The organism is Nonomuraea montanisoli (genome assembly GCF_013363975.1).
Classification (GTDB): Bacteria; Actinomycetota; Actinomycetes; order Streptosporangiales; family Streptosporangiaceae; genus Nonomuraea; species Nonomuraea montanisoli.
In genome coordinates this window covers 411368-435438 of the sequence record NZ_JABWGN010000004.1, presented here as the reverse complement: position 1 = coordinate 435438, position 24071 = coordinate 411368, and the positions used below count along the sequence as shown (strand labels likewise).

21 protein-coding genes are annotated in these 24071 nt (G+C 71.9%); 14 read left to right on the top strand and 7 right to left on the bottom strand.

Annotated features, from left to right (window positions below; genetic code table 11):
- Window positions 1-93: 93 nt before the first annotated feature.
- From HTZ77_RS11780 to HTZ77_RS11770, 3 genes are all read right to left on the bottom strand, one after another.
- On the bottom strand, window positions 94-777 hold the full coding sequence (locus tag HTZ77_RS11780) for a response regulator (RefSeq protein WP_175589540.1): 684 nt from the start codon (window positions 775-777) through the stop codon (window positions 94-96).
- Window positions 774-1994, bottom strand: coding sequence for a sensor histidine kinase (locus tag HTZ77_RS11775; RefSeq protein ID WP_175589539.1), 1221 nt, complete (start codon window positions 1992-1994; stop codon window positions 774-776). Before HTZ77_RS11775 ends, HTZ77_RS11780 begins: the two co-directional genes overlap by 4 nt.
- A gap of 442 nt (window positions 1995-2436) precedes the next feature.
- Entirely contained in the window at window positions 2437-3297 is an 861-nt protein-coding gene (locus tag HTZ77_RS11770) for a RecB family exonuclease (protein ID WP_175589538.1), read from the bottom strand.
- Window positions 3298-3412: 115 nt separating this feature from the next.
- Here HTZ77_RS11770 and HTZ77_RS11765 point away from each other — a divergent pair, with 115 nt between their 5' ends.
- Complete coding sequence (locus HTZ77_RS11765; protein ID WP_328808539.1) at window positions 3413-4549, top strand: site-2 protease family protein; 1137 nt, start codon at window positions 3413-3415, stop codon at window positions 4547-4549.
- Window positions 4550-5043: 494 nt separating this feature from the next.
- The gene (locus HTZ77_RS11760; RefSeq protein ID WP_175589537.1) at window positions 5044-6678 is read left to right on the top strand and encodes an FHA domain-containing protein; all 1635 of its coding nucleotides are present in this window, start codon (window positions 5044-5046) and stop codon (window positions 6676-6678) included.
- A 295-nt stretch (window positions 6679-6973) separates the two neighbouring features.
- On the opposite strand, the gene HTZ77_RS11755 is transcribed toward HTZ77_RS11760, so the two are convergent.
- Together HTZ77_RS11755 and HTZ77_RS11750 are read right to left on the bottom strand one after the other, a co-directional pair.
- Complete coding sequence (locus HTZ77_RS11755; protein ID WP_175589536.1) at window positions 6974-7462, bottom strand: hypothetical protein; 489 nt, start codon at window positions 7460-7462, stop codon at window positions 6974-6976.
- Window positions 7463-7675: 213 nt separating this feature from the next.
- Complete coding sequence (locus tag HTZ77_RS11750; protein WP_175589535.1) at window positions 7676-8773, bottom strand: GNAT family N-acetyltransferase; 1098 nt, start codon at window positions 8771-8773, stop codon at window positions 7676-7678.
- A 55-nt stretch (window positions 8774-8828) separates the two neighbouring features.
- Here HTZ77_RS11750 and HTZ77_RS11745 point away from each other — a divergent pair, with 55 nt between their 5' ends.
- The 4 genes from HTZ77_RS11745 (at window position 8829) to dop (ending at window position 14547) form a co-directional block, all read left to right on the top strand.
- Window positions 8829-9689, top strand: coding sequence for a tRNA (adenine-N1)-methyltransferase (locus HTZ77_RS11745; RefSeq protein WP_175589534.1), 861 nt, complete (start codon window positions 8829-8831; stop codon window positions 9687-9689).
- A 204-nt stretch (window positions 9690-9893) separates the two neighbouring features.
- On the top strand, window positions 9894-11657 hold the full coding sequence (gene arc, locus HTZ77_RS11740) for a proteasome ATPase (protein WP_175589533.1): 1764 nt from the start codon (window positions 9894-9896) through the stop codon (window positions 11655-11657).
- Window positions 11658-11821: 164 nt separating this feature from the next.
- The gene (locus HTZ77_RS11735) at window positions 11822-12946 is read left to right on the top strand and encodes an acyltransferase family protein (RefSeq protein WP_175589532.1); all 1125 of its coding nucleotides are present in this window, start codon (window positions 11822-11824) and stop codon (window positions 12944-12946) included.
- Window positions 12947-13032: 86 nt separating this feature from the next.
- Window positions 13033-14547 carry a depupylase/deamidase Dop gene (gene dop, locus HTZ77_RS11730; RefSeq protein ID WP_205302499.1) on the top strand — a complete coding sequence of 505 codons (1515 nt, stop codon included), beginning with the start codon at window positions 13033-13035 and terminating at the stop codon, window positions 14545-14547.
- 92 nt (window positions 14548-14639) lie between these two features.
- On the opposite strand, the gene HTZ77_RS11725 is transcribed toward dop, so the two are convergent.
- Window positions 14640-15047 (bottom strand): hypothetical protein, encoded by a 408-nt coding sequence (locus HTZ77_RS11725; protein WP_175589531.1) that lies wholly within the window; start codon window positions 15045-15047, stop codon window positions 14640-14642.
- Window positions 15048-15194: 147 nt separating this feature from the next.
- On the opposite strand from HTZ77_RS11725, the gene HTZ77_RS11720 reads away from it, so the two are divergent.
- A complete protein-coding gene (locus HTZ77_RS11720; RefSeq protein WP_175589530.1) occupies window positions 15195-15404 on the top strand; it encodes a ubiquitin-like protein Pup in 210 nt (69 codons plus the stop codon).
- A gap of 32 nt (window positions 15405-15436) precedes the next feature.
- The gene (locus HTZ77_RS11715; RefSeq protein ID WP_175589529.1) at window positions 15437-15898 is read left to right on the top strand and encodes a hypothetical protein; all 462 of its coding nucleotides are present in this window, start codon (window positions 15437-15439) and stop codon (window positions 15896-15898) included.
- Here HTZ77_RS11715 and HTZ77_RS11710 read toward each other — a convergent pair.
- A complete protein-coding gene (locus tag HTZ77_RS11710) occupies window positions 15874-16962 on the bottom strand; it encodes a DNA polymerase IV (RefSeq protein WP_175589528.1) in 1089 nt (362 codons plus the stop codon). The genes HTZ77_RS11715 and HTZ77_RS11710 overlap by 25 nt on opposite strands.
- A 219-nt stretch (window positions 16963-17181) precedes the next feature.
- Between HTZ77_RS11710 and prcB the strand changes: the two genes are divergently transcribed.
- The 6 genes from prcB to HTZ77_RS11680 all read left to right on the top strand — a co-directional run bounded on the left by prcB (window position 17182) and on the right by HTZ77_RS11680 (window position 24012).
- On the top strand, window positions 17182-18030 hold the full coding sequence (gene prcB, locus HTZ77_RS11705; protein ID WP_175589527.1) for a proteasome subunit beta: 849 nt from the start codon (window positions 17182-17184) through the stop codon (window positions 18028-18030).
- A gap of 20 nt (window positions 18031-18050) precedes the next feature.
- Window positions 18051-18917: a proteasome subunit alpha gene (prcA, locus tag HTZ77_RS11700; protein ID WP_175589526.1), complete on the top strand. Its 867-nt coding sequence runs from the start codon at window positions 18051-18053 to the stop codon at window positions 18915-18917.
- Window positions 18918-19464: 547 nt separating this feature from the next.
- Entirely contained in the window at window positions 19465-20568 is a 1104-nt protein-coding gene (locus HTZ77_RS45190) for an SIMPL domain-containing protein (RefSeq protein WP_205302498.1), read from the top strand.
- 90 nt (window positions 20569-20658) lie between these two features.
- Window positions 20659-21228 (top strand): hypothetical protein, encoded by a 570-nt coding sequence (locus tag HTZ77_RS11690; RefSeq protein WP_175589525.1) that lies wholly within the window; start codon window positions 20659-20661, stop codon window positions 21226-21228.
- 401 nt (window positions 21229-21629) lie between these two features.
- Window positions 21630-22988, top strand: a complete 1359-nt coding sequence (gene pafA / locus HTZ77_RS11685) for a Pup--protein ligase (protein WP_175589524.1) — start codon at window positions 21630-21632, stop codon at window positions 22986-22988.
- Window positions 22989-23073: 85 nt separating this feature from the next.
- A complete protein-coding gene (locus HTZ77_RS11680; protein ID WP_175589523.1) occupies window positions 23074-24012 on the top strand; it encodes an FKBP-type peptidyl-prolyl cis-trans isomerase in 939 nt (312 codons plus the stop codon).
- The last annotated feature ends 59 nt before the right edge of the window (window positions 24013-24071 follow it).

Sequence of the window (24071 nt, the reverse complement as noted above, 5' to 3'; positions counted from 1 at the left end):
ACACCGCCCGCCCGCCCGCCGCCCGGCAAGGCCCGGGGGCGGGCGGTCGCGCGCTGTCAGCCCGCCGTGTGGTCGGCAGCGCGCGAGGGGCGCTCAGGAGAGGGCGCCGGGAGTGATCAGCCCCGTCTCGTACGCCAGCACCACGGCCTGCACCCGGTCGCGCAGCCCGAGCTTGGTCAGCACGTTGCCGACGTGCGTCTTCACCGTCGTCTCGCTCACCACGAGCTTGGCCGCGATCTCCGCGTTGGACATGCCCTTGGCGATCAGCCGCAGCACCTCCAGCTCCCGCTCGGTCAGCCGGTCCAGCCGCGCCGGGGCGGGCTGCTCGTAGGCCGCCGGCAGCCGCGTCGCGAACCGGTCCAGCAGCCGCCGGGTCACGCTGGGCGCCACGATCGCGTCGCCCGCCGCCACCACCCGGATCGCCTGCACCAGCTCGTCCGGCGGCACGTCCTTCAGCAGGAAGCCGGACGCGCCCGCCCGCAGCGCCTCCACGATGTACTCGTCGAGGTCGAACGTCGTCAGCACCAGCACCTTCGGCACGTGCGCCCCCGGCGCGGCCTCCCGCACGATCCGGCGGGTCGCCTCGATGCCGTCGACACCCGGCATGCGGATGTCCATGAGCACCACGTCGGGCAGCAGGGCCCGGGTCTGCTCCTGGGCGTCCTTGCCGTCGCCGGCCTGCCCCACGACCGTGAGGTCCGGCTCGGCCTCGAGGATCAGGCGGAACCCCGTGCGCAGCAGCGGCTGGTCGTCCACCAGCAGCACCCTGATCGTCATTGTCCGTCCTTCAGCGGGAACCTCGCCCGCACCTCGAAACCGCCCCCCGGCCTCGGGCCGATGCTGAGAATTCCACCATAGAGCGCGACACGCTCGCGAATCCCCACCAATCCATGCCCCCTGCCCGCCCGCGCCCCGCCCTCCTGCGGGTTCGCGTCGTGGCCCCGGCCGTCGCCGTCACCGCCGTCGCCGGCGCCGCGTCCGTCGTCCTCGACGCGGACGTCCAGCTCGTGCGGCTCGTACCGCACCGTCACCCGGGCCGTGGCGCCCGCCCCCGCGTGCCGCAGCGCGTTCGTCAGCCCCTCCTGCACGAGCCGGTACGCGGCCAGGTCCACGCCCGCCGGGACCGGCCCCGGCGCGCCCTCCACCGCGAGCCCCGTCGCCAGCCCCGCCTCCCGCATCTGGTCCACCAGCGCCGGCAGGTCGCGCGTGCCCGGCTGCGGCCCCAGCTCGGCCCGCGCGTCCGCCCGCAGCACCCCGACGATGTTCCGCATCTCGGTCAGCGCCATCCGGCCGGTCTCCTCGATCGCCGTCAGCGCCTCGCCCGCCAGCCCGGGATCCGAGGCCAGCACGCGGCGCGCCGCCGACGCCTGGACGGTCATCACGCTCACGTGGTGGGCGACCACGTCGTGCAGCTCGCGCGCGATCCGGGCGCGCTCCTCGGCCTGGGCCGCCCGCCGGTCGGCCGCGCGCGCCCGCTCCAGGCGCGCCGCCCGGTCCCTCAGCTCCTCCATGTACGCGCGGCGCAGCCGCAGGCTCCGGCCCACGCCCCACACGGCCACCAGGGCCACGACCACCACGAGGTGGTCGCTCCAGGCCGCCGGCGCGCCGGCCCCCGCCGCCGCGGAGGTCGCGTAAAGCGCCAGCGACAGGGCCAGACCGCCCAGCGCCATCGCCAGACCCCGGTAGGCGGCCACCGAGTACAGCATCACCAGCCCGGCCGCCCCCGTCAGGCCCGTGCCGTACCCGAGGCCCTCCAGCGCCGTCTCGGGCACCAGGGCCGCGCACAGGCCGGTCAGCGGCCACCGCCTGCGCACCGCGACGGGCACGCACGCCAGCAGCACCAGCACGACGCCCAGCGCGTCCGGATCCCGCAGCCCCTCCACCGGCACGCCGCGCGCTCCGGGACCCCAGAAGGTGAACAGCGTCAGCGACACGGCCGCCACGAGCACGGCCAGGAGGGCGTCACGCACCAGCACCCGGCGCCACACCCTCACGGGTGCCTCCGGAAGCGGCCCGTCGTGCCGCCCGCAGGGACACGCCCACCGCCCCGCCGGGCAGGCGGCACCGGGGGATGAGCGGTCAGGAAGTCGGGACACCCTGGGGGTCGCCGGCGGGGCGTGAACCCCTGGGACACGTTCAAGCCTCCCCGCGTGCCGTCACTGCTCGGCCCCGCCTCCACCGGCGGGGTGCCTGCCACTGTAAGCCCGCCCCACCCCGGTCGACCTCCTCCTACGGGAGGAACCGGTGCCCCGCGCCCATGGCCGCTCGGGTCACGAGGGCGTGCGCGTCGTCACGGTGACGTCGTGACCACGCAGGCGGCCAAGGACGCGCGTCGTCACGGCGAGCACCCCGTGAGCCCTCACGACCGGCCATGACAGAGCTCAGCCGACGTCGGCGCGTGCGCGTGACGTCGGCTGTGCCGTAACAGAAGAATCTCTACAACTCGTCCGTCGCGGCGCGGCGGTTGCGGCGGACGGTGTCGCCCGGCTCGCGGGCCGGCACCGGCGGCGGTGTGCCGCCGAACTCCGGGCACAGCGCCTGATGGTCGCACCAGTCGCACAGCCGGCTGCGCCGCGCCCGCCACTCGCCCGACTGCAGCGCCCGCTCGATCGCCTCCCACAGCGCCCGCACCTTGCGCTCCGTGGCCAGCAGGTCGGCCTCGTCCGGCGCGTACCGCAGCACCTCGCCCTTGCCGCCCAGGTAGACGAGCTGCAGCAACCTCGGCACCTCGCCGCGCAGCCGCCACAGCACCAGCGCGTAGAACTTCATCTGGAACAGCGCCTTCGCCTCGAAGTCGGGCCCGGGCGCGCTGCCCGTCTTGTAGTCGACCACGCGCACCTCGCCGCTCGGCGCGACGTCGAGCCGGTCGACGTAGCCGCGCAGCATCAGCCCGCCCTCCAGCACCGCCTCGACGTACAGCTCCCGCTCGGCGGGCTCCAGGCGGGTCGGGTCCTCCAGCGTGAAGTAGCGCTCCAGCATGGATCGCGCCTGCGCCAGCCACTCGGCCCGCTCGGCGTCGTCGGCGAACATCTCCGCGTACTGCGGCTCCTCGTCGAGCAGCCGCAGCCACTGGGGCTCCAGCAGCTCCAGGGCGGCCTGAACGGAGCGCGCCGGGGCAGGCAGGTCGTAGAGGCGCTCCAGCACGGCGTGGACCACCGTGCCGCGCACGGCCGCCGGCGACGGCCGCTCCGGCAACTGGTCGACCACGCGGAAGCGGTAGAGGAGAGGACAGGTCATGAAGTCGCCCGCCCGGGACGGGGAGAGAGCTCCGATGATCACCGGATCGGTCAACGTCATGCACCGCACTCTAGGTCACTCCTCCGACAGAACCGCGACGGGGAAAGCGGGATCACCCCGTCCGGCGCGTAGCATCTGAGGCAGCGACACCCCATGACGGACGACGAGGAGTTCGGTGAGCGAGCAGAGCCCCCGGCAGGAGTTCTCGGGCCTGAGGATGGGAAAGCCGTTCGGCATCCCGGTCTACGTCTCCTGGACGTGGTTCATCGTCGCCGCCTTCATCACCTGGGTGTTCGGCGACTCCGTGCGCAGCATGCTGCCCGAGCTCGACACCGTCGCCGCCTACGCGGTCGCGTTCGTCTTCGCGGTCCTGCTGTACGTCTCGGTGCTGCTGCACGAGCTGGCCCACAGCGTCCTGGCCAAGGCGTACGGGCTGCCGGTGCGGCGCATCACCCTCTACCTGCTCGGCGGCGTGTCCGAGATCGAGAAGGAGCCGCCCACCCCGGCCAAGGAGTTCATGATCGCCGCGGCGGGGCCCGCGCTCTCGCTGGCGCTGGCCGGCGGCGGCCTGCTCGCCGACATGTACCTCATCAACGGCGGCGGCATCCCGCAGGTGCTGATCTGGCAGCTCTGGCTCTCCAACCTGATCGTGGGCGTCTTCAACCTGCTGCCCGGCCTGCCGCTCGACGGCGGCCGCATGCTGCGCGCCGGGGTGTGGAAGCTCACCAGCAAGCCCAGCACCGGCACCGTCGCCGCCGCCTGGGGCGGCCGGGTCCTGGCCGTGCTCCTCGTGGTCGGGCCGCTCGCCATGGCCGCCGTCGCCGGTGACCCCCTCGACTACCGCGACATGATCTGGCCGGTGGTGCTGGCCTCCTTCATCTGGATGGGCGCCACGCAGTCGCTGCGCGTGGCCCGCATCCGCGCCCGCATCCCGCAGGTCAACGCCCGCTCCCTGGCCCGCCGGGCCATCCCGGTCGCCGGCGACACGCCGCTGGCCGAGGCGCTGCGCCAGGCCGGCGAGCGGCGGGCCGGGGCGCTCGTCGTCGTCGACCACGACGGCCGGCCCGTCGCCATCGTCAACGAGGCCGCCGTGCAGGCCACCCCGGAGCACCGCCGCCCCTGGGTGAACGTCGCCTCGCTGGCCAAGTCGCTGGAGCCGTCCATGATCCTGGCCGCCGACCTGACCGGGGAGCCGCTCATCGACGCCATGCGCGAGACCCCGGCGGGGGAGTACCTCCTGATCGAGGGCACCGGCGAGATCTACGGCGTCCTGGCCACCTCCGACGTCAACCGGGTCTTCACCGGCGTCTGACCCCGCCGGCGTCCGCCCGTGAAGCCGGGTACCGGGGCGGTGGGGGCTCGATCGGTCGGGCGGCGGGTCCCTCGCAGGTCGTCCTGGGTGGTTCTGATGGGCTTCGCCCGGTCCGGCGGGCCCTTCTGGGGGTGCGCCTGATTTGTCCCACTCGAATAACCGGCAGCCCCCGGCTAGTGTCGTAACTGGTGATCAGGCCGGATGCGTGCCGGCCCGATCCCACCCCCGGCGGTTCGAGGAAGCGACGGCTGGCCGATAGTGTTCCGTTTGGCCGAACTCACAGACCGGAGGGGTTCGCCGCGGCCCGACGATCCGACGGATCGGCACCGCCTCGCCGTGGCGCTCCCCGCCGCTGGGACGCGTAAGGCTGGTGGCCAGCACGGCAGTGCGGGTGCCGTAATATCGCCGGCTTCCGGGGAGGAGAGTTGAGTGACCGAGCGCAGCCAGGGCACCGTTGAGCGTCAGCGCACCACCGTCGGCGTGAAGGAGGACTCATGACCGACCAGGGCTTCGGCGTGGTGCGTCCGCTTCCCGGCGACGGCCTCGTCGCCTACCTCGGCGGGCTGCTGCTGGCCTGCGACGCGGGCGAGGCCGCCGCGGGCGACCTGCTTGAGGCGTTGCGCTCGACGGCCGCCTCCGGCGGCGACGGCCGGGCCCTCGCCAGGCGCGCGGCCCAGGTGCTCGCCGCCAACATGACGGGCGACCCCGCCACCTGCGCGGTGGCCGGACCGGTCGGCGGCGGAGGCGTCGCCGTCCTGGTCAGCGGATCGGCCGCGGCCGTCATCACCACCGCCGACGGCGAGACCCGCCTGGCCGGCAGCGACTCGCTGACCTGGGCCGACCGGCTCATCGCGGGCCCCGTCGCGCGCGTGGAGCTCACCCTGCCCGGCGCCGGCGCCCCGCATCCCGCCGTCCGCTTCGACGGCGGCGTCGTCCACGGCGGCGGCCTGTCCGGAGACTTCGGCGACCTCGGCGACCTCGGCGAGCAGGCCGCGCCCGCCCCGGCCCGGCAGCTCACCAGCGAACTGCCGAACACGGCGCTGCACATGGAGCCCGACCTCATCCAGCCGCCCGCCCCCGAGCGCGCCCCGGTGAACATGCCGCCCTACCCGATGTCGGGCGACCAGCCGCCGGCCGCCGCGCCGCAGAGCTTCCAGCCCGGGCCGCCGTCCGGGCCGCAGGCCGCCCCCGCGCCGGAGTCCGCGGGCGCCGGCGGCTCCCTCGGCTTCCCGCCGCCGCCCGCCGAGCAGTCGCCCGCCTCGCCGTTCCAGCCGCTGCACGAGCAGCCGCAGCCCGCCGGCGGCTACCCCAGCTACGACGAGCCCGCCCACACGCCCAACGGCGCCGGCGAGCCGTACGACCAGCCGGGGCAGCCCGAGCCGCAGCCCGGCCCCCACCTGTCGGCCGTGCCCGACTACTTCGAGCCGGCCCAGCCCTCCGGCCCGCCGTCGGGCGACCACCCGGACCCGTACGACCAGGGCGGCCAGCCCGGGTACGACCAGGCGGGTCAGCCCGGCTACGACCAGCCCGGCCAACCGGGGTACGAGCAGCCGGGTCAGCCGGGATACGACCAGCCCGGCCAGCCGGGGTACGACCAGCCGGGCCAGCCCGGGCCGGGCCAGCACGGCGGCCAGGAGCAGCCCGAGCACGGCGACCGTCCGCTCGTCTACGGCGTCGACTGCAAGAACGACCACTTCAACGACCCGCGCTCGCCCTACTGCGCGGTCTGCGGCATCGCCCTGGTGCAGCGCACCCTCGTGCCGTACAAGGGGCCGCGCCCGTCGCTCGGGGTCCTCATCCTGGACGACGGCACGACGCTGCCGCTGGAGAGCGACTACCTCCTGGGCCGCGACCCCGAGCGCGCCCCCGAGGTGGCCGGCGGCTCCGCCCGTCCCGCCAAGGTCACCAGCCCCGACGGCTCGGTCTCGCGCCGCCACCTGCGGGTGGCGCTCGACGGCTGGGACGTCAACCTGGTCGACCTCGGCTCCGTCAACGGCACCCAGATCCAGCCGCCCGGCGACCCCAACTTCTACGACATCCCGCCGAACGAGCCGGTCACGATCGCGCCGGGCACCACGGTCCGGGTGGGCGTGTCCCGCACGATGCGCTTCGAGCCGCACCGCACCTGACCGACCTCGGCCGACAGCGATCCGCCGACCGGCCGGACGCATCCGGTCACCGGGCCCGCGCGACCACCTCCGGTCGCGCGGGCCTCGTCGTTCCCGCGGGCGTTCCCGGTGCGTGCTCCCTGTGCGCGAGAAGGCGTCGCCCGGGCGGGACGTGACAAGCAAGGCGACCCGGGCCGGACGTGACGGGGAAGGCGACCCGAGCGGGACGTGACGGGGGAAGGCCTTCCCCGGTTAGGACATGACGGGGAAGGCGATCCCCTGGGCGGGACGTGACGGGGAGGCGGGCGGGCCGCCGTCAGCGTGAGGCCGCCGGGTGGCCCTCGCCGAAGGCGTGCACCCCGCGCAGCAGCCGAGCGGCCGCGTCCAGCCCGCTGGCCGCCTCCAGAGCGCGTCCTCCCGCGGTGGCGAGCCGGCTCAGCAGGTGCTCGTCGTGATCGCCGAAGTCCCGCCCGGCCACCCACAGCCGCAGGTGCTCGCGGACCGCCAGCGGCACCGGGGCCGCCAGGAACCCCGGCTCGCCCGCCGGGACGTCCCGCGGCAGGCGCACCGGCCGGTCCGACGTGGTCAGGAGCTTGAGCACCCCCGACCCGGCCAGCCAGGGCCGAACCCGCAGCGGGTCGCCCGGCGGCGCGTGGACGTGGACGGCGTGGGCCGTCTCCCGCAGCGGGTCCACCCGGACGAGTCCGGCGTATCCCGTGCCGGAGAGGGAGGCCGCGGCGCGGGCCAGCAGGTCGGCCAGCGCCGCCGCGTCCGGGCAGGCGAAGGAGCGGATGAGTTCGTGCACGACGACATGAGCGCGGTTGCCAGGCATCGACGTACCCTCCGTGGGAGGGGGAAAGATCGCGTTCTCTCATCACGCGATCTACGGGTGCGGTGACCCGGAGTATTCTCCGAGACCCGCCCGTTGACCAGACCTCAACGGGAAAGTCCGATTTTTGCCAACCGCGGCGCCCTCCGGCGGAAAGCGCGTGCCGGCCTCACGGAGCAGAGCGGCGGATCACGCCTCGCGAGGCCGCAGCCGCACCCAGTGGATGTCGTCGGCCCGCGTGCCGTCCCTCGTCAGGAACAGCTCCCGGTGCACGCACTCCTGCTCGAACCCGGCCCGCCGCAGCACCGCGTGGGACGCCTCGTTGGACGCGTTCGTGCCCGCGGTGACCCGGTGCAGCGGGGTGTTCGCGAACGCCCAGTCCACCAGCAGCCGTACGGCCCGCGTCATGAAGCCCCGGCCCCGGAACTCCTCCAGCAGCGAGTAGCCCACCATGGCCTGCCCCATCAGCGGCACCACCTGCATGAGCTGCACGTGCCCCGCGAACGTCCCGGACCCGGCGTCGCGGATCGCCAGCTCCATCCGCTGCCCGGTCACCCACCAGTAGCCGGTGTTGCGGCAGCGCCGCTCGATCTCCTCCAGCGTGGCCACCGGGCCCACCGCGTAGGCCGCGGTGCTGGGCTCGGCCATCATCCGCTGGAACTCTCGGGCGTCGCCGACCTCGATGGGCGTGAGCCGCACCACGCCGTCGGTCAGCTCGCCGCCCTCGAACGGCGGCAGGTACGACGGCGCCTCCTCGCCCGCGTCCAGCGCCAGCCGTCCGAACAGCACCTGGTCGGTCAGCCGCCCGTCATGGGTCTCCCGCGCGTCGCGCCGCCGTCCCTCCTCCCGGAAGCCGGCCTTCAGCGCCACCCGCAGCGACGCGACGTTCTCCACCTCCGCCCGCAGCTCCACCCGGTGGACGCCCTGGTCGAACAGCCACTGGGTCACCGCCCGCACGGCCGTCGTGGCCACGCCCTTGCCGCGCGCCCACGGCGCGACCAGATAGCCGATCTCGACCACGCCCCACCGGTCGGGCGGCGACACGCGCACCGCCCCGGCGTAGGCGCCGTTCTCGGCGACGGTGAACTCGGCGCCGCCCTCCTCCCACTTGCGCGCCGCGACGGCCAGGCGGTCGCGGGCGTCCTGCTCGGTGTACGGCGACGGCAGCAGGGGCAGGAAGCGCGTGGTCACCGGGTCGCCACAGGTGGCGGTCATCGCCTCCACGTCGGCCTCCTCAGGGGCGCGCAGGACGAGGGATCCGGTGGACAGGACGGCACGAGGGAGCATGACCCATACATATCGCGCGTCGGAGGCCGGTCGAAAGCCCTATAACCTTGCCGCCATGGGTTTCCGCAGGCATGGGCCGTTCCAGGTGGGGGATCAGGTGCAGCTCACCGACCCCAAGAACAAGCGTCACACGTTCACGCTCAAGCAGGACGGCGTCTTCCACACGCACAAGGGCGCCATCCCGCACAGCGACCTGATCGGGCAGCCGGAGGGCTCCGTGGTGCGCTCCTCCGGCGGCACCCAGTACCTCGCGTTCCGGCACCTGCTGCAGGACTACACCCTGGCGATGCCGCGCGGCGCCGCGGTGATCTACCCGAAGGACGCCTCGATGATCGTCGGCATGGCCGACATCTTCCCGGGCGCCCGGGTCATCGAGGCGGGGGTCGGCTCGGGCGCGCTGACCTGCTTCCTGCTGCGGGCCGTCGGCCCGGAGGGGCACGTCACCTCCTACGAGCGCCGCCAGGACTTCGCCGACGTCGCCCGGGGCAACGTGGAGAAGTTCTTCGGCACCGAGGAGGACGGCCCGCTGGCCAACTGGCGGCTGGTCGTCGGCGACCTCGTCGCCTCGATCGACGAGGTCGACGTCGACCGCGTCATCCTCGACATGCTGGCCCCGTGGGAGTGCGTGGACGCCGCCGCCAAGGCGCTGACCCCCGGCGGAGTGATCTGCTGCTACGTGGCGACGACCACGCAGATGTCCAAGACCGTCGAGGTTATCCGCGATCACGGGAGTTTCACGGAGCCCCATGCGTGGGAGACCCTGGTTCGCGACTGGCATGTCGAAGGACTCGCCGTACGGCCCGATCACCGGATGATCGGCCACACGGGATTCCTCGTCACCGCCCGCCGCATGGCGGACGGCGTCACACCCCCGCCACGTCGCCGACGACCGAAGGGAACCACCGAAGAACTATGACAATTCGGCCACGAGGCTTCTTTGGTGCGTGAGACGGGAACAAGCCGCCGGGCTACCGCGCTGGCAGGATTAAACGCACGATCGAGGATTATTCACCGAACACTGAATGTCACTCTACGAACACTGCCCGGCCAGGTTACGGAGGGGCCCGAGATAGGTAAGGTCCTAAGTAGTCGCCCTCGACTGGGAAGGAGGTGACGGGGCGTGGCAGCTCGCGATGATGCAGAGGCTCGAGCCGCGCAGCGCGAACGGGAGGTCGCTGATCTTTCAACACAGGTCTCCTTCCTGCAGGAGGAGATCACCGCGCTGAGGCGGAAGCTGGCCGAGTCACCCCGTCAGGCCAGAGTCCTCGAAGAGCGCCTTCACGAGGCGCAGGCGAACCTCGCGGCCGTCACCGGCCAGAACGAGCGCCTGGTCGCCACACTGAAGGAGGCCCGGGACCAGATCGTCGCCCTCAAGGAGGAGGTCGACCGGCTGGCGCAGCCGCCATCCGGCTTCGGCACCTTCCTGGAGGCCCGGGAAGACGGCACGATCGAGGTGTTCACCGGCGGCCGCAAGCTGCGGGTGAACGTCAGCCCGGCCGTCGACGTCGACTCGCTGCGGCGTGGCCAGGAGGTCATGCTCAACGAGGCCCTCAACGTGGTCGAGGCCCTCGGCTACGAAGAGGTCGGCGAGATCGTGATGCTCAAGGAGCTCCTCGACGAGGGCAAGCGCGCCCTGGTCATCTCGCACGCCGACGAGGAGCGCGTGGTCCGCCTGGCCGACTCGCTGGTGGGCCAGCCGATCCGGGCCGGCGACTCCCTTCTGCTGGAGCCCCGCTCCGGCTACGTCTACGAGCGCATCCCCAAGTCCGAGGTCGAGGAGCTCGTCCTGGAGGAGGTCCCGGACATCTCCTACGAGGAGATCGGCGGCCTGTCCCGGCAGATCGAGCAGATCCGCGACGCCATCGAACTGCCCTACCTGCACGCCGACCTGTTCCGCGAGCACCAGCTCCGCCCGCCCAAGGGCGTGCTGCTCTACGGCCCTCCCGGCTGCGGCAAGACGCTCATCGCCAAGGCGGTCGCCAACTCCCTGGCCAAGCAGGTCGCGGAGAAGACCGGCCAGTCCGGCAAGAGCTTCTTCCTCAACATCAAGGGCCCCGAGCTGCTCAACAAGTACGTCGGCGAGACCGAGCGGCACATCCGCCTGGTCTTCCAGCGGGCCCGGGAGAAGGCCTCCGAGGGCACTCCCGTCATCGTGTTCTTCGACGAGATGGACTCGATCTTCCGCACCCGCGGCTCGGGCGTGTCCTCCGACGTCGAGAACACCATCGTCCCGCAGCTGCTGTCGGAGATCGACGGCGTCGAGGGACTGGAGAACGTCATCGTCATCGGCGCCTCCAACCGCGAGGACATGATCGACCCGGCGATCCTGCGGCCCGGCCGCCTGGACGTCAAGATCAAGATCGAGCGGCCGGACGCCGAGGCGGCCAAGGACATCTTCTCCAAGTACCTCGTCGCGGACCTCCCGCTGCACCCGGAGGACCTCTCCGAGCACGGCGGCTCCCGCGAGGCGACCATCCACGGCATGATCCAGAGCGTCGTCGAGCGCATGTACACCGAGAGCGAGGAGAACCGCTTCCTCGAGGTGACCTACGCCAACGGCGACAAGGAAGTCCTCTACTTCAAGGACTTCAACTCCGGCGCGATGATCCAGAACATCGTCGACCGGGGCAAGAAGATGGCCATCAAGCAGTTCCTCGAGAGCGGCCAGAAGGGCCTGCGGGTGCAGCACCTGCTCACGGCCTGCGTGGACGAGTTCTCCGAGAACGAGGACCTGCCCAACACCACCAACCCCGACGACTGGGCCCGCATCTCCGGCAAGAAGGGCGAGCGGATCGTCTACATCCGCACCCTCGTCTCCGGAAAGCAGGGCGCCGAGGCCGGCCGTTCCATCGACACCGTCGCCAACACCGGCCAGTACCTGTAGTCGCGACCTCGTCACCCGAAGAGGGCCGCGCGGATCCACCCGCGCGGCCCTCTCGCGTTCCCGGCCGCGACCGAATACCCCTCCCGTCACACCCGAATCCGGACACGGAGTGTGAAAGCTGTGACGGATGGGAACCGAAGTGATCGTCGTGACGTCCAACGGGCGTGCATCACCACAACCGGCCGCGCCGCGCCCGAGGAGACGGCAGGCTGGCCGAGCTCGACCTGCTGCGATTCGCCGCCGCCCTGGCCGTGCTCGCCTTCCACTACCTCGTCGCCTACGCCTCGGTCTGGGGCGACCGGCCCGCCGAGCTGTTCCCCGCCGTCGCCCCCTTCGCCGGCCTCGGCATCCTCGGCGTCGAGCTGTTCTTCGTCATCAGCGGCTTCGTCATCCTCATGAGCGCGTGGGGCCGCTCCCTGGGCGCCTTCGCCCGCTCCCGGCTCGTCCGCCTCTACCCGGCGTACTGGCTGAGCCTGGCGGCCGTCGCGGCCCTGTACGGCCTCACCGACGCCAAGGCCCTCGACCCGAAACTCACCCCCGGCGACTACGCCGTCAACGCGACCATGTTCCAGCGCCTGTTCGGCGTCACCGACGCCGCCGGCGTCTACTGGTCGCTCTGGGCCGAGCTGCGCTTCTACCTGATCATGGCGATCCTCGTCGTCATCGGCGTCACCTACGGGCGCGTGCTCGTCCTCGGCGGCGTCTGGCTCGCCGCGGCGCTCGGCGCCGAACTGCTCGGCAACGACCTGCTCAACGAGATCGTCATGCCGCGCTACGCCCCCTACTTCGTCGCCGGCATGGCCCTGTACCTCATCCACAAGCACGGCAGCGCCTGGTTACCCTGGCTCTACGTCGTGGCCGGCTGGGCGATGTCCCTGCACGCCGCCCTCGAACGCGTCCACGGCCGCATCGAGGTCGCCGGCTTCAAGAACATGCCCGTCACCGACGTCTCGGTCATCGTCACGATCACCCTGGTCTACGCCGTGATGGCGCTCGTCGCCCTCGGCCTCCTGCGGCTCCGGCCCTCCAAGGTCCTCACCGCCCTCGGCTCGACCACCTACCCGCTGTACCTGTTCCACTCCGCCGTCGCCGTCGCGCTCGTCCCGCGGCTCACCGGCAGCCTGCCGCCCTGGCTCACCGCGACCGTCACCGCGCTGGCGGCGATCGTCCTGTCGTATCTCGTCTACACCTTTGCCGAACGCCCGATCCAGCGTCTCCTCAGGCCCCGCCGCACCCCACGGACCCACCCGGTCCCGGCCGTACAGGTCCAAAAGGCGTCGGTGCCATAACTCTGTGACCCTGGGGCACTGTGAAGGGCATAGGCTCGGGCATATAAACGGCGGATAGGCAGATCCGGACGAACAGAGGGTGTTGCATGACGGTGCGTCGGGTGATGGGCATCGAGACCGAGTACGGCATCTCCGTACCAGGTCAGCCGGGCGCCAACGCGATGGTGACCTCCTCGCAGGTGGTGAACGCCTACCTGGCGGCCTCGGCGGCACGCGCGCGCAGGGCCCGCTGGGACTTCGAGGAGGAGAACCCCCTCCGCGACGCCCGCGGCTTCGACCTCGCCCGTGAGGTCGCCGACCCCAGCCAGCTCACCGACGAGGACCTCGGCCTCGCCAACGTCATCCTCACCAACGGCGCCCGCCTCTACGTCGACCACGCGCACCCCGAGTACTCCACCCCGGAGTGCACCAACCCCCGCGCCGCGGTCATCTGGGACAAAGCCGGCGAGCGCGTCATGTACGACGCGGCGCAGCGCGCCTCCGCCATCCCCTCCAACGCGCCCATCCAGCTCTACAAGAACAACACCGACGCCAAGGGCGCCTCCTACGGCTGTCACGAGAACTACCTGATGCGGCGCGCCACCCCCTTCGCCGACATCGTCCGCCACCTCACCCCCTTCTTCGTCAGCCGGCAGGTCGTCGTCGGCGCCGGCAAGGTCGGCATCGGCCAGGACTCACGCGGCGAGGGCTTCCAGATCAGCCAGCGCGCCGACTTCTTCGAGGTCGAGGTCGGCCTGGAGACCACCCTCAAGCGGCCCATCATCAACACCCGCGACGAGCCCCACGCCGACCCCGAGAAGTACCGGCGGCTGCACGTCATCATCGGCGACGCCAACATGTCCGAGATCTCCACCTATCTGAAGCTCGGCACCACGGCGCTCGTCCTCGCCATGATCGAGGACGGCTTCATCACCCGCGACCTCGCCGTGGACAACCCCGTGCAGGCGCTGCGGGCCGTCTCCCACGACCCCACCTGCCGCTACGAGATCTCCATGCGCGACGGCCGCCGGCTGACCGCCGTCCAGCTCCAGATGGAGTACCTCGACCAGGCCCGCAAGTACGTCGAGGAACGCGGCACCGCCCAGGACGAGATGAACAAGGACATCCTCGACCGCTGGGAGTCCGTGCTGACCCGCCTGGCCGAGGACCCCATGCAGCTCTCACGCGAGCTCGACTGGGTCGCCAAGCTGGAGCTGCTGGAGGGCTACCGCACCCGCGACAACCTGCCCTGGTCCCACTCCAGGCTCCAGCTCGTCGACCTCCAGTACTCCGACATCCGGCCCGACCGCGGCCTGTACAACCGCCTCGTCGCCCGCGGCCGCATCCAGCGCCTCGTCACCGAGGAGGAGGTCCAGCGGGCCGTGGAGAACCCGCCGACCGACACCCGCGCCTACTTCCGCGGGCGCTGCCTGCGCCAGTACAGCGAGTCCGTCGCCGCCGCCTCCTGGGACTCCGTCATCTTCGACATCCCCGGCCGCGAGTCCCTGCAGCGGGTCCCCACCCTGGAGCCGCTGCGCGGCACGAAGGCCCACGTGGGCGAGCTGTTCGACCGCTGCCGCACCGCCGCCGACCTCGTCGCGGCCCTCACCGGCGGCGACTGACCTCGCTCCGCGTACGCGAACGGCGCCCCGGAACCCGTCCGGGACGCCGTTCTCTCCTTTGCGTGACCATCCGATCTCCGGCGTGAAGGCGCTCAGATCAGCAGTCCTACGCCGAGCGTGAGCGCGCCCACCGCCAGGCAGGCCCCGCCCGCCACCGTGAGCCCGATCAGGCGGCTCGGCTTCGTGTCGGACGGCCGGATGACCGACAGGAAGAAGCCCAGGGGCATGAGGATGGGCGCGGCCACGATGAGCAGGCGCGCCAGCCACTTCAGGCCCTCCGGCAGGCCGGTCTGGTCCACGTAGAGCATGGCCACCAGGCTGAACAGCACGAGCACACCCGCGTGGGCGTGCCCGGCGCGCCACAGGCCGCGCCGCACGGGGTTGTCGATGTAGCCCGGGACGCCCCGCATGAGGAACTTCAGCAGGGTGACGCCGCCGAAGGCGATCGTCGGCACGGTGATGAGCAGCACACCGGCCATGGTGAGGGAAGCGGGGGACACGGGAACCTCCTGGCAGAGCAGCGCGAACGCATTGGATAGTACAGCTATCTAGACAAACCGGCAAGATCGGCTGCCCATCGGCGCGAAATGTCGTCCGGTTCGGGGAAGATATGCCTCAGGAGGCAGTCCCCCGAGTGGAGGTACGACATGGCGAGCAGGGACACCGGCGGCCAGAAGCAGGCCGGTCGGCGCGACAGCGAGGTCGAGGAGACCGAGGCGTCGGCGGCGCCCGATGTGCAGGAGCGCCAGGAGAAGCTGACGGACGACGTCGACGCGATCCTCGACGAGATCGACGAAGTTCTCGAAGAGAACGCGGAGGAGTTCGTGCGCAGCTACGTCCAAAAGGGCGGAGAGTAGGGCAAAGCGGACGGGCAAAACAGGGCAAGGTCATGGAAAGCGACGAGGGCTTGAAGCGGTGCCCGGACTGCGGTGAGGCCAAGGCGCTCCCCGAGTTCGGGCGCGACGGCAACAACGGGCCCGGCCACTTCGACGACACCGCCATGGTGCTGGAGCCGGCCGCCCACTCCCTGGCGGGGGAGGGGGTCTGGCCCGAGTTCGTGGTCCCGCCGCAGGCGTCGCCCGCCGACGAGGCGGCCCCGACGCGGACCTATCGTCTGTCGCGGCGTTACGGGTTGTGGCACGAGGACGTGCGCGACGACGCGGCGGTGGTGCGGCACGAGGACGTGCGCGGCGACGCGGCGGTGGTGCGGCGCGCGCCGGCGTGCGGGGAGGCGGCCGTGTCGGCCGAGGAGCACGTCGGGGAGGCGTTGCCGGCAGAGGGGGGCGCGCGGCCGGAGCGGGGCGATGAGCGGGCGCGCTCGGCGTTCTATTCGAGGGCGGTCAGGGTGTAGGCGGGCGCCTCGTCGCCCGGTGGGGCGTACTCGACGGCGACGCCGAGCAGGCGTACGGGGCGGGTGAGGTCGAACCGGCCGAGGACGGCGAGGGCGACACGGGTGAGCTCGGCGGGGTCCGTGGTGGGCGCCGCGAGCCGTGATTGGCGCGTGCGGGTGAGGAACGGGGCGAACCTCACCTTGACGGAGACGCGGACGACGGCGCGTCCGGCCTCGGCGGCGTCGGAGGCGACCTGCCGGGCGAGTGCGCTGACCTGGCCGGCGATGTCGGACGCGTCGGTGAGGTCCTGGGGGAAGGTGGTCTCGCGGCTGTGGCCGCGCGGCACCCACGGGGTGGTGACGACCTCGGACTCGCCCCTGCCGTGGGCGAGGTGGTGCAGCCATGGGCCGTTGACGGGGCCGAAGTGGCGGGCCAGCTCGGCGGGGTCGGCGGCGGCGAGGTCGGCGACCGTGTGCAGGCCCAGTCCGGCGAGTTTGCGCGCGGTCTTGGCCCCGATGCCCCACAGGGCGTCCGTGGGCCGTTCGTACATCTGCTGGGCCCAGGTGCCGGTGGTGAGCCGGTGGACGCCGGCGGGTTTGGCGAAGGCGGAGGCCAGCTTGGCCTGGTGCTTGTTGTCGCCGATGCCGACGGAGCAGGACAGGCCGGTGGCGGCGAGGACGGCCCGCCGCAGGTCGGCGGCGAGCGCTTCGGGGTCGTCGGTGCGGGCGCCGACGAACGCCTCGTCCCAGCCCCAGACCTCGACCCGGACGGGGAAGCGGCGCAGCGTCGCCATGACCTGTTCGGAGGCGGCTTCGTAGGCGGGTCTGTCGCTGGGCAGGAAGACCGCCTCGGGGCAGAGCCGCAGGGCGGTGCGCAGCGGCATGCCGGAGTGGACGCCGTACGCGCGGGCCTCGTAGGTGGCGGTGGCGGCGACGGTGCGCGGCCGGGTGGGGTCGCCGGTGCCGCCCACGACGACGGGCCTGCCGCGCAGCTCGGGGCGGCGCAGGAGCTCCACGGCGGCGATGAACTGGTCGAGGTCGACGTGCAGGACCCAGCCCCGCCCGGACTCCTCCGGCCCCGTCATGGTGCCAGTATCGCCTGCCGGGGGGCGGCGGGGCGGTCCGGGTCGGCCGCGTCGCGCGAGTGGGGGACATTCGGGTCGTCGCGGGCGGTGCGGACGTCTGGCGAGTGTAAAGAAACGATCTGGTGACCGGTTCGCCGTGAGCTGATCGTGGGAAGTGCAGACAGCAACACAACATGAGTAGTGTCGCTCTAGGAACACTGACCTTTGGGAGGGAGTCGCGTGGCATCGCACAGGGATCTGCCCGCCGGCTTGGTGAACCAGCTTTTCCACAACAACGGGAGTTCCTCGTTCACGGAGTTCGTCGCGGCGTACGCGCCTGAGTTGCTGCCGCAGCGTGACAAGGTCCTCGCCACCCCGATCGGTGACCAGGTTCCCCACGCGACCACGATCGTGGCGGCGACCTTCGCCGGCGGCGTGGTGATGGCGGGCGACCGGCGGGCGACGTCCGGCAACATCATTTCGCAGCGTGACGTGGAGAAGGTGTTCCGGGCCGACGACTACTCCTGCATGGGCATCGCCGGCACGGCCAGCACCGGCATCGAGATGGCCAGGCTCTACCGCGTGGAGCTGGAGCACTACGAGAAGATGGAAGGCCGCACCCTGTCCGTCGCAGGCAAGGCCAACCGCCTGGCCACGATGATCCGCGGCAACCTCGGCATGGCGATGCAGGGCCTCGTGGTGGTGCCGCTGTTCGCGGCCTACGATCCCGACCGCGACGAGGGGCGGATCTTCAGTTACGACGTGGCGGGCGGTCCGTACGAGCGTGACCGGTTCGACGCGATCGGGTCTGGTTCGATCTTCGCGCGCGGCGCGCTGAAGAAGCTCTACCGCGACGGGGCCTCGGCCGACGACATGGTGATGACGCTCATCCAGGCGCTGTACGACGCGGCCGACGACGACTCGGCGACCGGCGGCCCGGACGTGACGCGCAAGATCTGGCCGCTCGTCTCGGTGATCGACGGCGACGGCTACCGCCGGTTGACGGACGAGCAGGTGGCGGGCTATGTCGAGCAGATGCTCGAGCAGCGCCTGATCTCCCCTGACGGCCCCATCGCCCCGCTGCGCTAGAAAGGACCATCACGGTGTCCATGCCTTTCGGATATGCGTCCCCTGAGCAGATCATGCGGGACAAGGCGGATTACGCGCGCAAGGGCATCGCGCGGGGCCGCAGCGTCGTCGTGCTGCAGTACGAGGACGGCATCCTGTTCGTGGCGCCCAACCCGTCGCGGGCGCTGCACAAGATCAGCGAGATCTACGACCGCATCGGGTTCGCCGCGGTGGGCCGTTACAACGAGTTCGAGGAGCTGCGGCTCGGCGGCATCCGCTACGCCGACATCAACGGCTACACCTACGACCGTTCCGACGTGACCGGGCGCGGCCTGGCCAACCTGTACGCCTCCAACCTGGGCCGCATCTTCACCGAGTCGATCAAGTCGCTGGAGGTGGAGGTCGTGGTCGCCGAGGTCGGCGACACCTCCGACGGCGACGCCATCTACCGGCTGACCTTCGACGGGTCGGTGTTCGACGAGCACGGTTTCGCCGCGATGGGCGGCCAGGCCGACGCGGTGGCCACGCGGCTGAAGGAGCGTTACCGCGAGGGCATGCCGCTGGCCGACGCGCTGGAGGTGGCGCTGACGGCGCTGACGGAGCCGGGCGGTGAGCGTCCGCCGGTGGCGCAGCTCGAGGTGGCGGTGCTGGACCGCAAGCGTGAGCACCGCAAGTTCCTGCGGCTGACGGGCGCGCGGCTGGAGCGGCTGCTGTCGCAGGCGTCGGCGGGCGGTGGGGCGGCCGAGGAGACGGCGGAGGAGCCGCCGCCGGGGGCCGCTCCCGGCGAAGGCGCTTCGGGCGCTTCCGGTGCTTCGAGTGCTTCGGGTGCTTCGGGTGCTTCGGGTCAGGCGACCCCGCCGCCCACGGGGCCGGAGGGCGACATCGACGACGGCTCCTCGCCCCTGTAGGAGCTCCGGGCGGGTGCCCACCGTGCCGTCGTTCCGGCGACGGAGTCTTCGTGGCGGCCGTGGTCTCACCAGCGTGAGGTGGTGAGACCACGGCCGTCGCGGCTTCGCGGGTGCGCCGGGTCCCGCGTGGCGTCATGCTCGGGCTGTGCCACGTTGATGATCGCGTCGCCCTCAAGCCGCGCTCTCACATCGGAGCCCACGCAGCACCTGCGCTCACACCACCAACCCCCGCACGCAGCACCGGCGCCCACACATCATCCGCCCACAGCGCACCCGCGCGCACAGACCACCCGCGCCCACAGACCACCCGCGCCCACAGACCACCCGCGCCCACAGACCACCCGCGCGCACAGACCACCCGCGCCCACAGGGCATCCGCCCGCCCGCACAAGACGGCTCAGCCCGCGCCGTCCGCACGCGGTGGGCGGGGCCGGTAGGTAAAGGGGGGAGCCCGGGCCGTCCCCGCGATCTTCGGGTTCGGTCAAATGTCGGGCGGGGCGGGTGTCGGCGGGGCAGCGGCCGGGGCGCCGGGTGCTGCCATGACCTCATGATCAAACTGAGTGTCGTCGTGGCCTCCGCCACCTTCGTCCTCCTGGGAGCGCAGGGTGGTCCCGCGCTCGCCTCCGCCGGTCCCCGCCCCGAGTCTCCCCCGATCAGCCACTCCGAGAGCTCGGGCGCGCCGGGCACCCACAGGGCCGGGCACCTGTCCCGGGCCGTGACGTGGCACGCGTCCCACCGGGGGAGCGCCCGCGACGCCGCGCGCCCCTCCACCCACCAGGCACTCCTTCCGTCAACCCGCCCGGCCCCGCGCTCCACCGAAGCCGACCGCGCCGTTCACGCCGACCGCCCGGACCGCGCCGTTCGCGCCGACCGCCCGGACCGCACCGTCCGCGCCGTTCGCACCGATGGCACGGACCGCACCGCTCCGCGTTCGTCCGGTCGCGACACCCTTCGCTTCTCCGGTCATCGGACGCTTCGCGTGTCCGTCCGGCCGTCCGCCGGCGCGACGTCGGGCGCGGCGCCGGCGGCGCCGGCGGCGAACGGCACGTGGCCGGGAGAGCCGGCGCAGCTCACGGTCGTCGGCCAGGGCACCGTCCAGGCGCCGCCCGACGTCATGCGCCTCAGCGTGGGCGTGGACGTGCGCCGCGACCGGGCCTCCTCCGCGTTCAGCGCCGCGAAGGCCGCCCGCGCCCGCCTCGCCGCCGCGGTGCAGGGCGCCGGCATCTCCGTGAACGACATGCGCACCGAGAACCTCACCCTCGGGGCCGAGTACAAGGACGGGCCCCAGGTCGTCGGCTACCGGGCGGCGCAGGGCGTGGAGGTGATCCTGCGCGACATGTCGCGGGCCGACGCGGTCATCGACGCCGTCGCGGCCGTCGGGGACGAGGTGCAGATCAACGGCATCTCGTTCGAGGTCTCCAAGGCCGAGGCGCTGCTCGCGCGGGCGCGGGCGGCGGCGTACCGCGACGCGCTGAACAAGGCCCGTCAGCTCGCGGCCCTGGCCGGCCGGCACGTGGGCCGGGTCGTGAAGATCGACGAGCAGTCCGACTCGACGCCGCGCTTCTCGCTGGCGGGGGCTGACGCTGCGTTCGTCAGCCCTGGCCAGTCGTCGATCTCCGTGATCGTCAACGTGGTGTACGAGCTGATCTGACGCGCTCTCCGAGACCCCTCGCCACAGTTGTGACCTATGTCACTTTTGTTGGAGTGAACTCCGACCTGGGGCGAGGGGTCTCACCTGTCCGTGAAGACTTCTTTCCGAGCACTGCTCGCGGTCGGCGCCTCCGCCGCCCTGGTCCTGACCTCCGGCGCGGCCTCCTGGGCGGCCACGGCGGCCACCGCGGGAGCCTCCGGCGGCACCGAGGCCGCGGCGCGGCCCATCCCCGCCTTCAAGGCGCCGAAGATCTTCGGGACCTCCTTCCAGCCGGACCCGAAGCACGACTTCACCAAGGGGATCCACTCCCGGCACGACGGCATCCTGCGCGGCTGGATCACCGTGATCCGCGGCGACGTCGCCGAGTACGAGCCGGTCAAGTGGAAGAAGGGCGGCCAGACCGAGGGCTACTTCGTCGGTCCGCCCGAGGGCGACGTGACGGCCTACGCCTCGCGCGTCGCCAAGGACGTGGTGTACCTGTCGGCCTTCGGCTGCAAGGCGACCATGTCGCAGATGACGGTCAGCCGCTCCACCGGGCTCGGCTCCAAGCGCTGCGACCGTCCGGTGCTGCTCAAGCGGCACAAGAAGCAGGGCCAGCCGTCGCTGATCACCGTGTACAAGGGTGAGATCGTCAAGGTTCAGGAGATCTACACCCCCTGAGACCGCTGCTGCGAGGCCGTCGTCCCGGGTGGGGGCGCGGTCCGCTCTCGACGGATCCGTCCGCGAGGTCGCCAGGGGGGCGCCTCGCCGGGGGAGGGGAGGCGGTACGGAGACCCACGTGGGGCGCGGGGGCGCCCGCGTGGGGCGTCCGGACCATGCCGTCCCATGGGGGCGGGGCAGGGCGCCGTGCCCCCCGTACGAGGCCGGGTGGGCGGCCCCGGCCCCGCCCCTTGGCGTGCCGCGGACGCGACGGGCGGCCGGAGACGAGGCGCTCCAGGAGCCCCGTCCGGCACGGGGATCAGGGGGACGAACCGGACGGGCGCGACGCCCGGAGGGCGCGGAGCGGCAAAACACGCCGAAGATCCCTCCCGCTCGCCGATCCGTGGGCATAGTGTGAGGTGATGGATCGTCGCATCTTCGGGCTGGAGAACGAGTACGGCGTGACCTGCACGTTCAGGGGACAGCGCAGGCTGTCGCCCGACGAGGTCGCGCGCTACCTGTTCCGGCGAGTCGTGTCCTGGGGCCGATCGAGCAACGTCTTCCTCCGCAACGGCGCACGCCTGTACCTCGACGTGGGCAGCCATCCTGAGTACGCAACACCCGAGTGTGACAACGTCATCGAACTCGTCACCCACGACAAGGCCGGCGAGCGGATCCTCGAGGGCCTCCTCGTCGACGCCGAGAAGCGGCTGCGCGAGGAGGGCATCGCCGGCGACATCTACCTGTTCAAGAACAACACCGACTCGGCCGGCAACTCCTACGGCTGCCACGAGAACTACCTGGTCGGCAGGCACGGCGAGTTCGGCCGGCTGGCCGACGTGCTCATCCCGTTCCTCGTGACCCGGCAGATCATCTGCGGGGCCGGCAAGGTGCTGCAGACGCCGCGCGGCGCCGTCTACTGCGTCTCGCAGCGGGCCGAGCACATCTGGGAGGGCGTCTCGAGCGCCACCACCCGCAGCAGGCCGATCATCAACACGCGCGACGAACCGCACGCCGACGCCGAGCGGTTCCGGCGCCTGCACGTGATCGTCGGCGACTCGAACATGAGCGAGACGACCATGCTGCTCAAGGTCGGCGCCACCGACCTGGTGCTGCGCATGATCGAGGCCGGCACCGTGATGCGCGACCTGTCGCTGGAGAACCCGATCCGGGCCATCCGCGAGGTCTCGCACGACATGACCGGCCGGCGCAGGGTCCGCCTGGCCAACGGCCGCGAGGCGTCGAGCCTGGAGATCCAGCAGGAGTACCTGTCGAAGGCCAAGGACTTCGTCGACCGGCGCGGCGGCGACGCGACCGCCCAGCGGGTGCTGGAGCTGTGGGAGCGCACGCTGACGGCGGTCGAGAGCGGCAACCTCGACCTGGTGGCCCGCGAGATCGACTGGGTGACGAAATACCAGCTCATCGAGCGCTACCGCAAGAAGTACGACCTGCCGCTGTCCTCGCCGAGGGTGGCGCAGCTCGACCTGGCCTATCACGACGTGCACCGCAAGCGCGGCCTGTACTACCTGCTGCAGAAGCGCGGCTCGGTGGAACGGGTGGCGTCCGACCTCAAGATCTTCGAGGCCAAGTCGGTGCCGCCGCAGACGACCCGGGCGCGGCTGCGCGGCGAGTTCATCCGCAAGGCGCAGGAGAAGCGGCGCGACTTCACCGTCGACTGGGTGCACCTCAAGCTGAACGACCAGGCGCAGCGCACGGTGCTGTGCAAGGACCCGTTCCGCAGCGTGGACGAGCGTGTGGACAAGCTCATCGCGGGGATGTAGCCGCCGCTTTACCCGTCGGTTTACCTCGGCCCTACCCGCCGGTCGGATAGGGTGACGCGAACCTGCAGTCCACCGAGGGAAGTCCATGCGCCGCGCCTTGGCCGTCCTGGCCGCCGTGCCACTGATCTTCTTCGCCGCCGCGTGCGGCTCCGACACCGCCACCACCTCCGGCTCCCAAGGGGCCGGAGGCGGGGCGGCGGGTGTGAAGGTCACCGGAAACCTGGGCGCCAAGCCCACCGTGACGATCTCGGGGGCGCCCGCCACCAAGTCGTCGTACCAGGTGATCGCGCCGGGCACCGGCCCGGAGGTCAAGAGCGGCGGCCAGGTGATCGTCAACCTCACCGTCTACAACTGGGACGGCAAGCACAACGCCTTCCAGGGCTCCTCCTACGACACCAAGCAGCCGGAGACCATCCCGGTCAACGAGCAGCTCCCGCAGGTGCTGCGGGACGGCTTCACCAAGGTCAAGCACGGCGGCCGGCTGCTGGCCGTGATGGCCTCCGACTCCACCCAGCAGCAGGCCCAGGCGACGCAGGCCGCCCAGCCGACCAAGGTGTTCGTCATCGACGTCGTCGGCGCCCCGCCCGAGCCGCTCAAGGCCGCCACCGGCAAGGAGACCGGCGACAGCATCAAGGGCGTCAAGGTGGTCAGCCCCGGCGGCGACAAGGCGCCGACGCTGACCACGAAGACGAGCGAGAAGCCGTCCAAGGAGCTCGTCGTCAAGACCCTGATCCAGGGCACCGGCCAGAAGGTGCAGGCGGCCAACACGCTGACCGTCCACTACACCGGCAAGATCTGGGGCACCGACAAGGAGTTCGACTCGAGCTGGACCAAGGGCCAGCCGGCGTCGTTCCCGCTGTCGGGCGTCATCCAGGGCTGGCAGAAGGGGCTCGTGGGCGTGCCGGTCGGCAGCCGCGTGGTGATGAGCATCCCGCCGGACCTCGGCTACGGCGCGCAGGCGCAGCAGAACATCCCGGCCAACAGCACCCTCGTGTTCGTGGTGGACGTCCTGTCCGCCTACTGAGGCCGGGTTCTCCGCAACGCCCTTCCCGGGCCGGTCGTGCCGGCGTCCGGGGAGGGCGT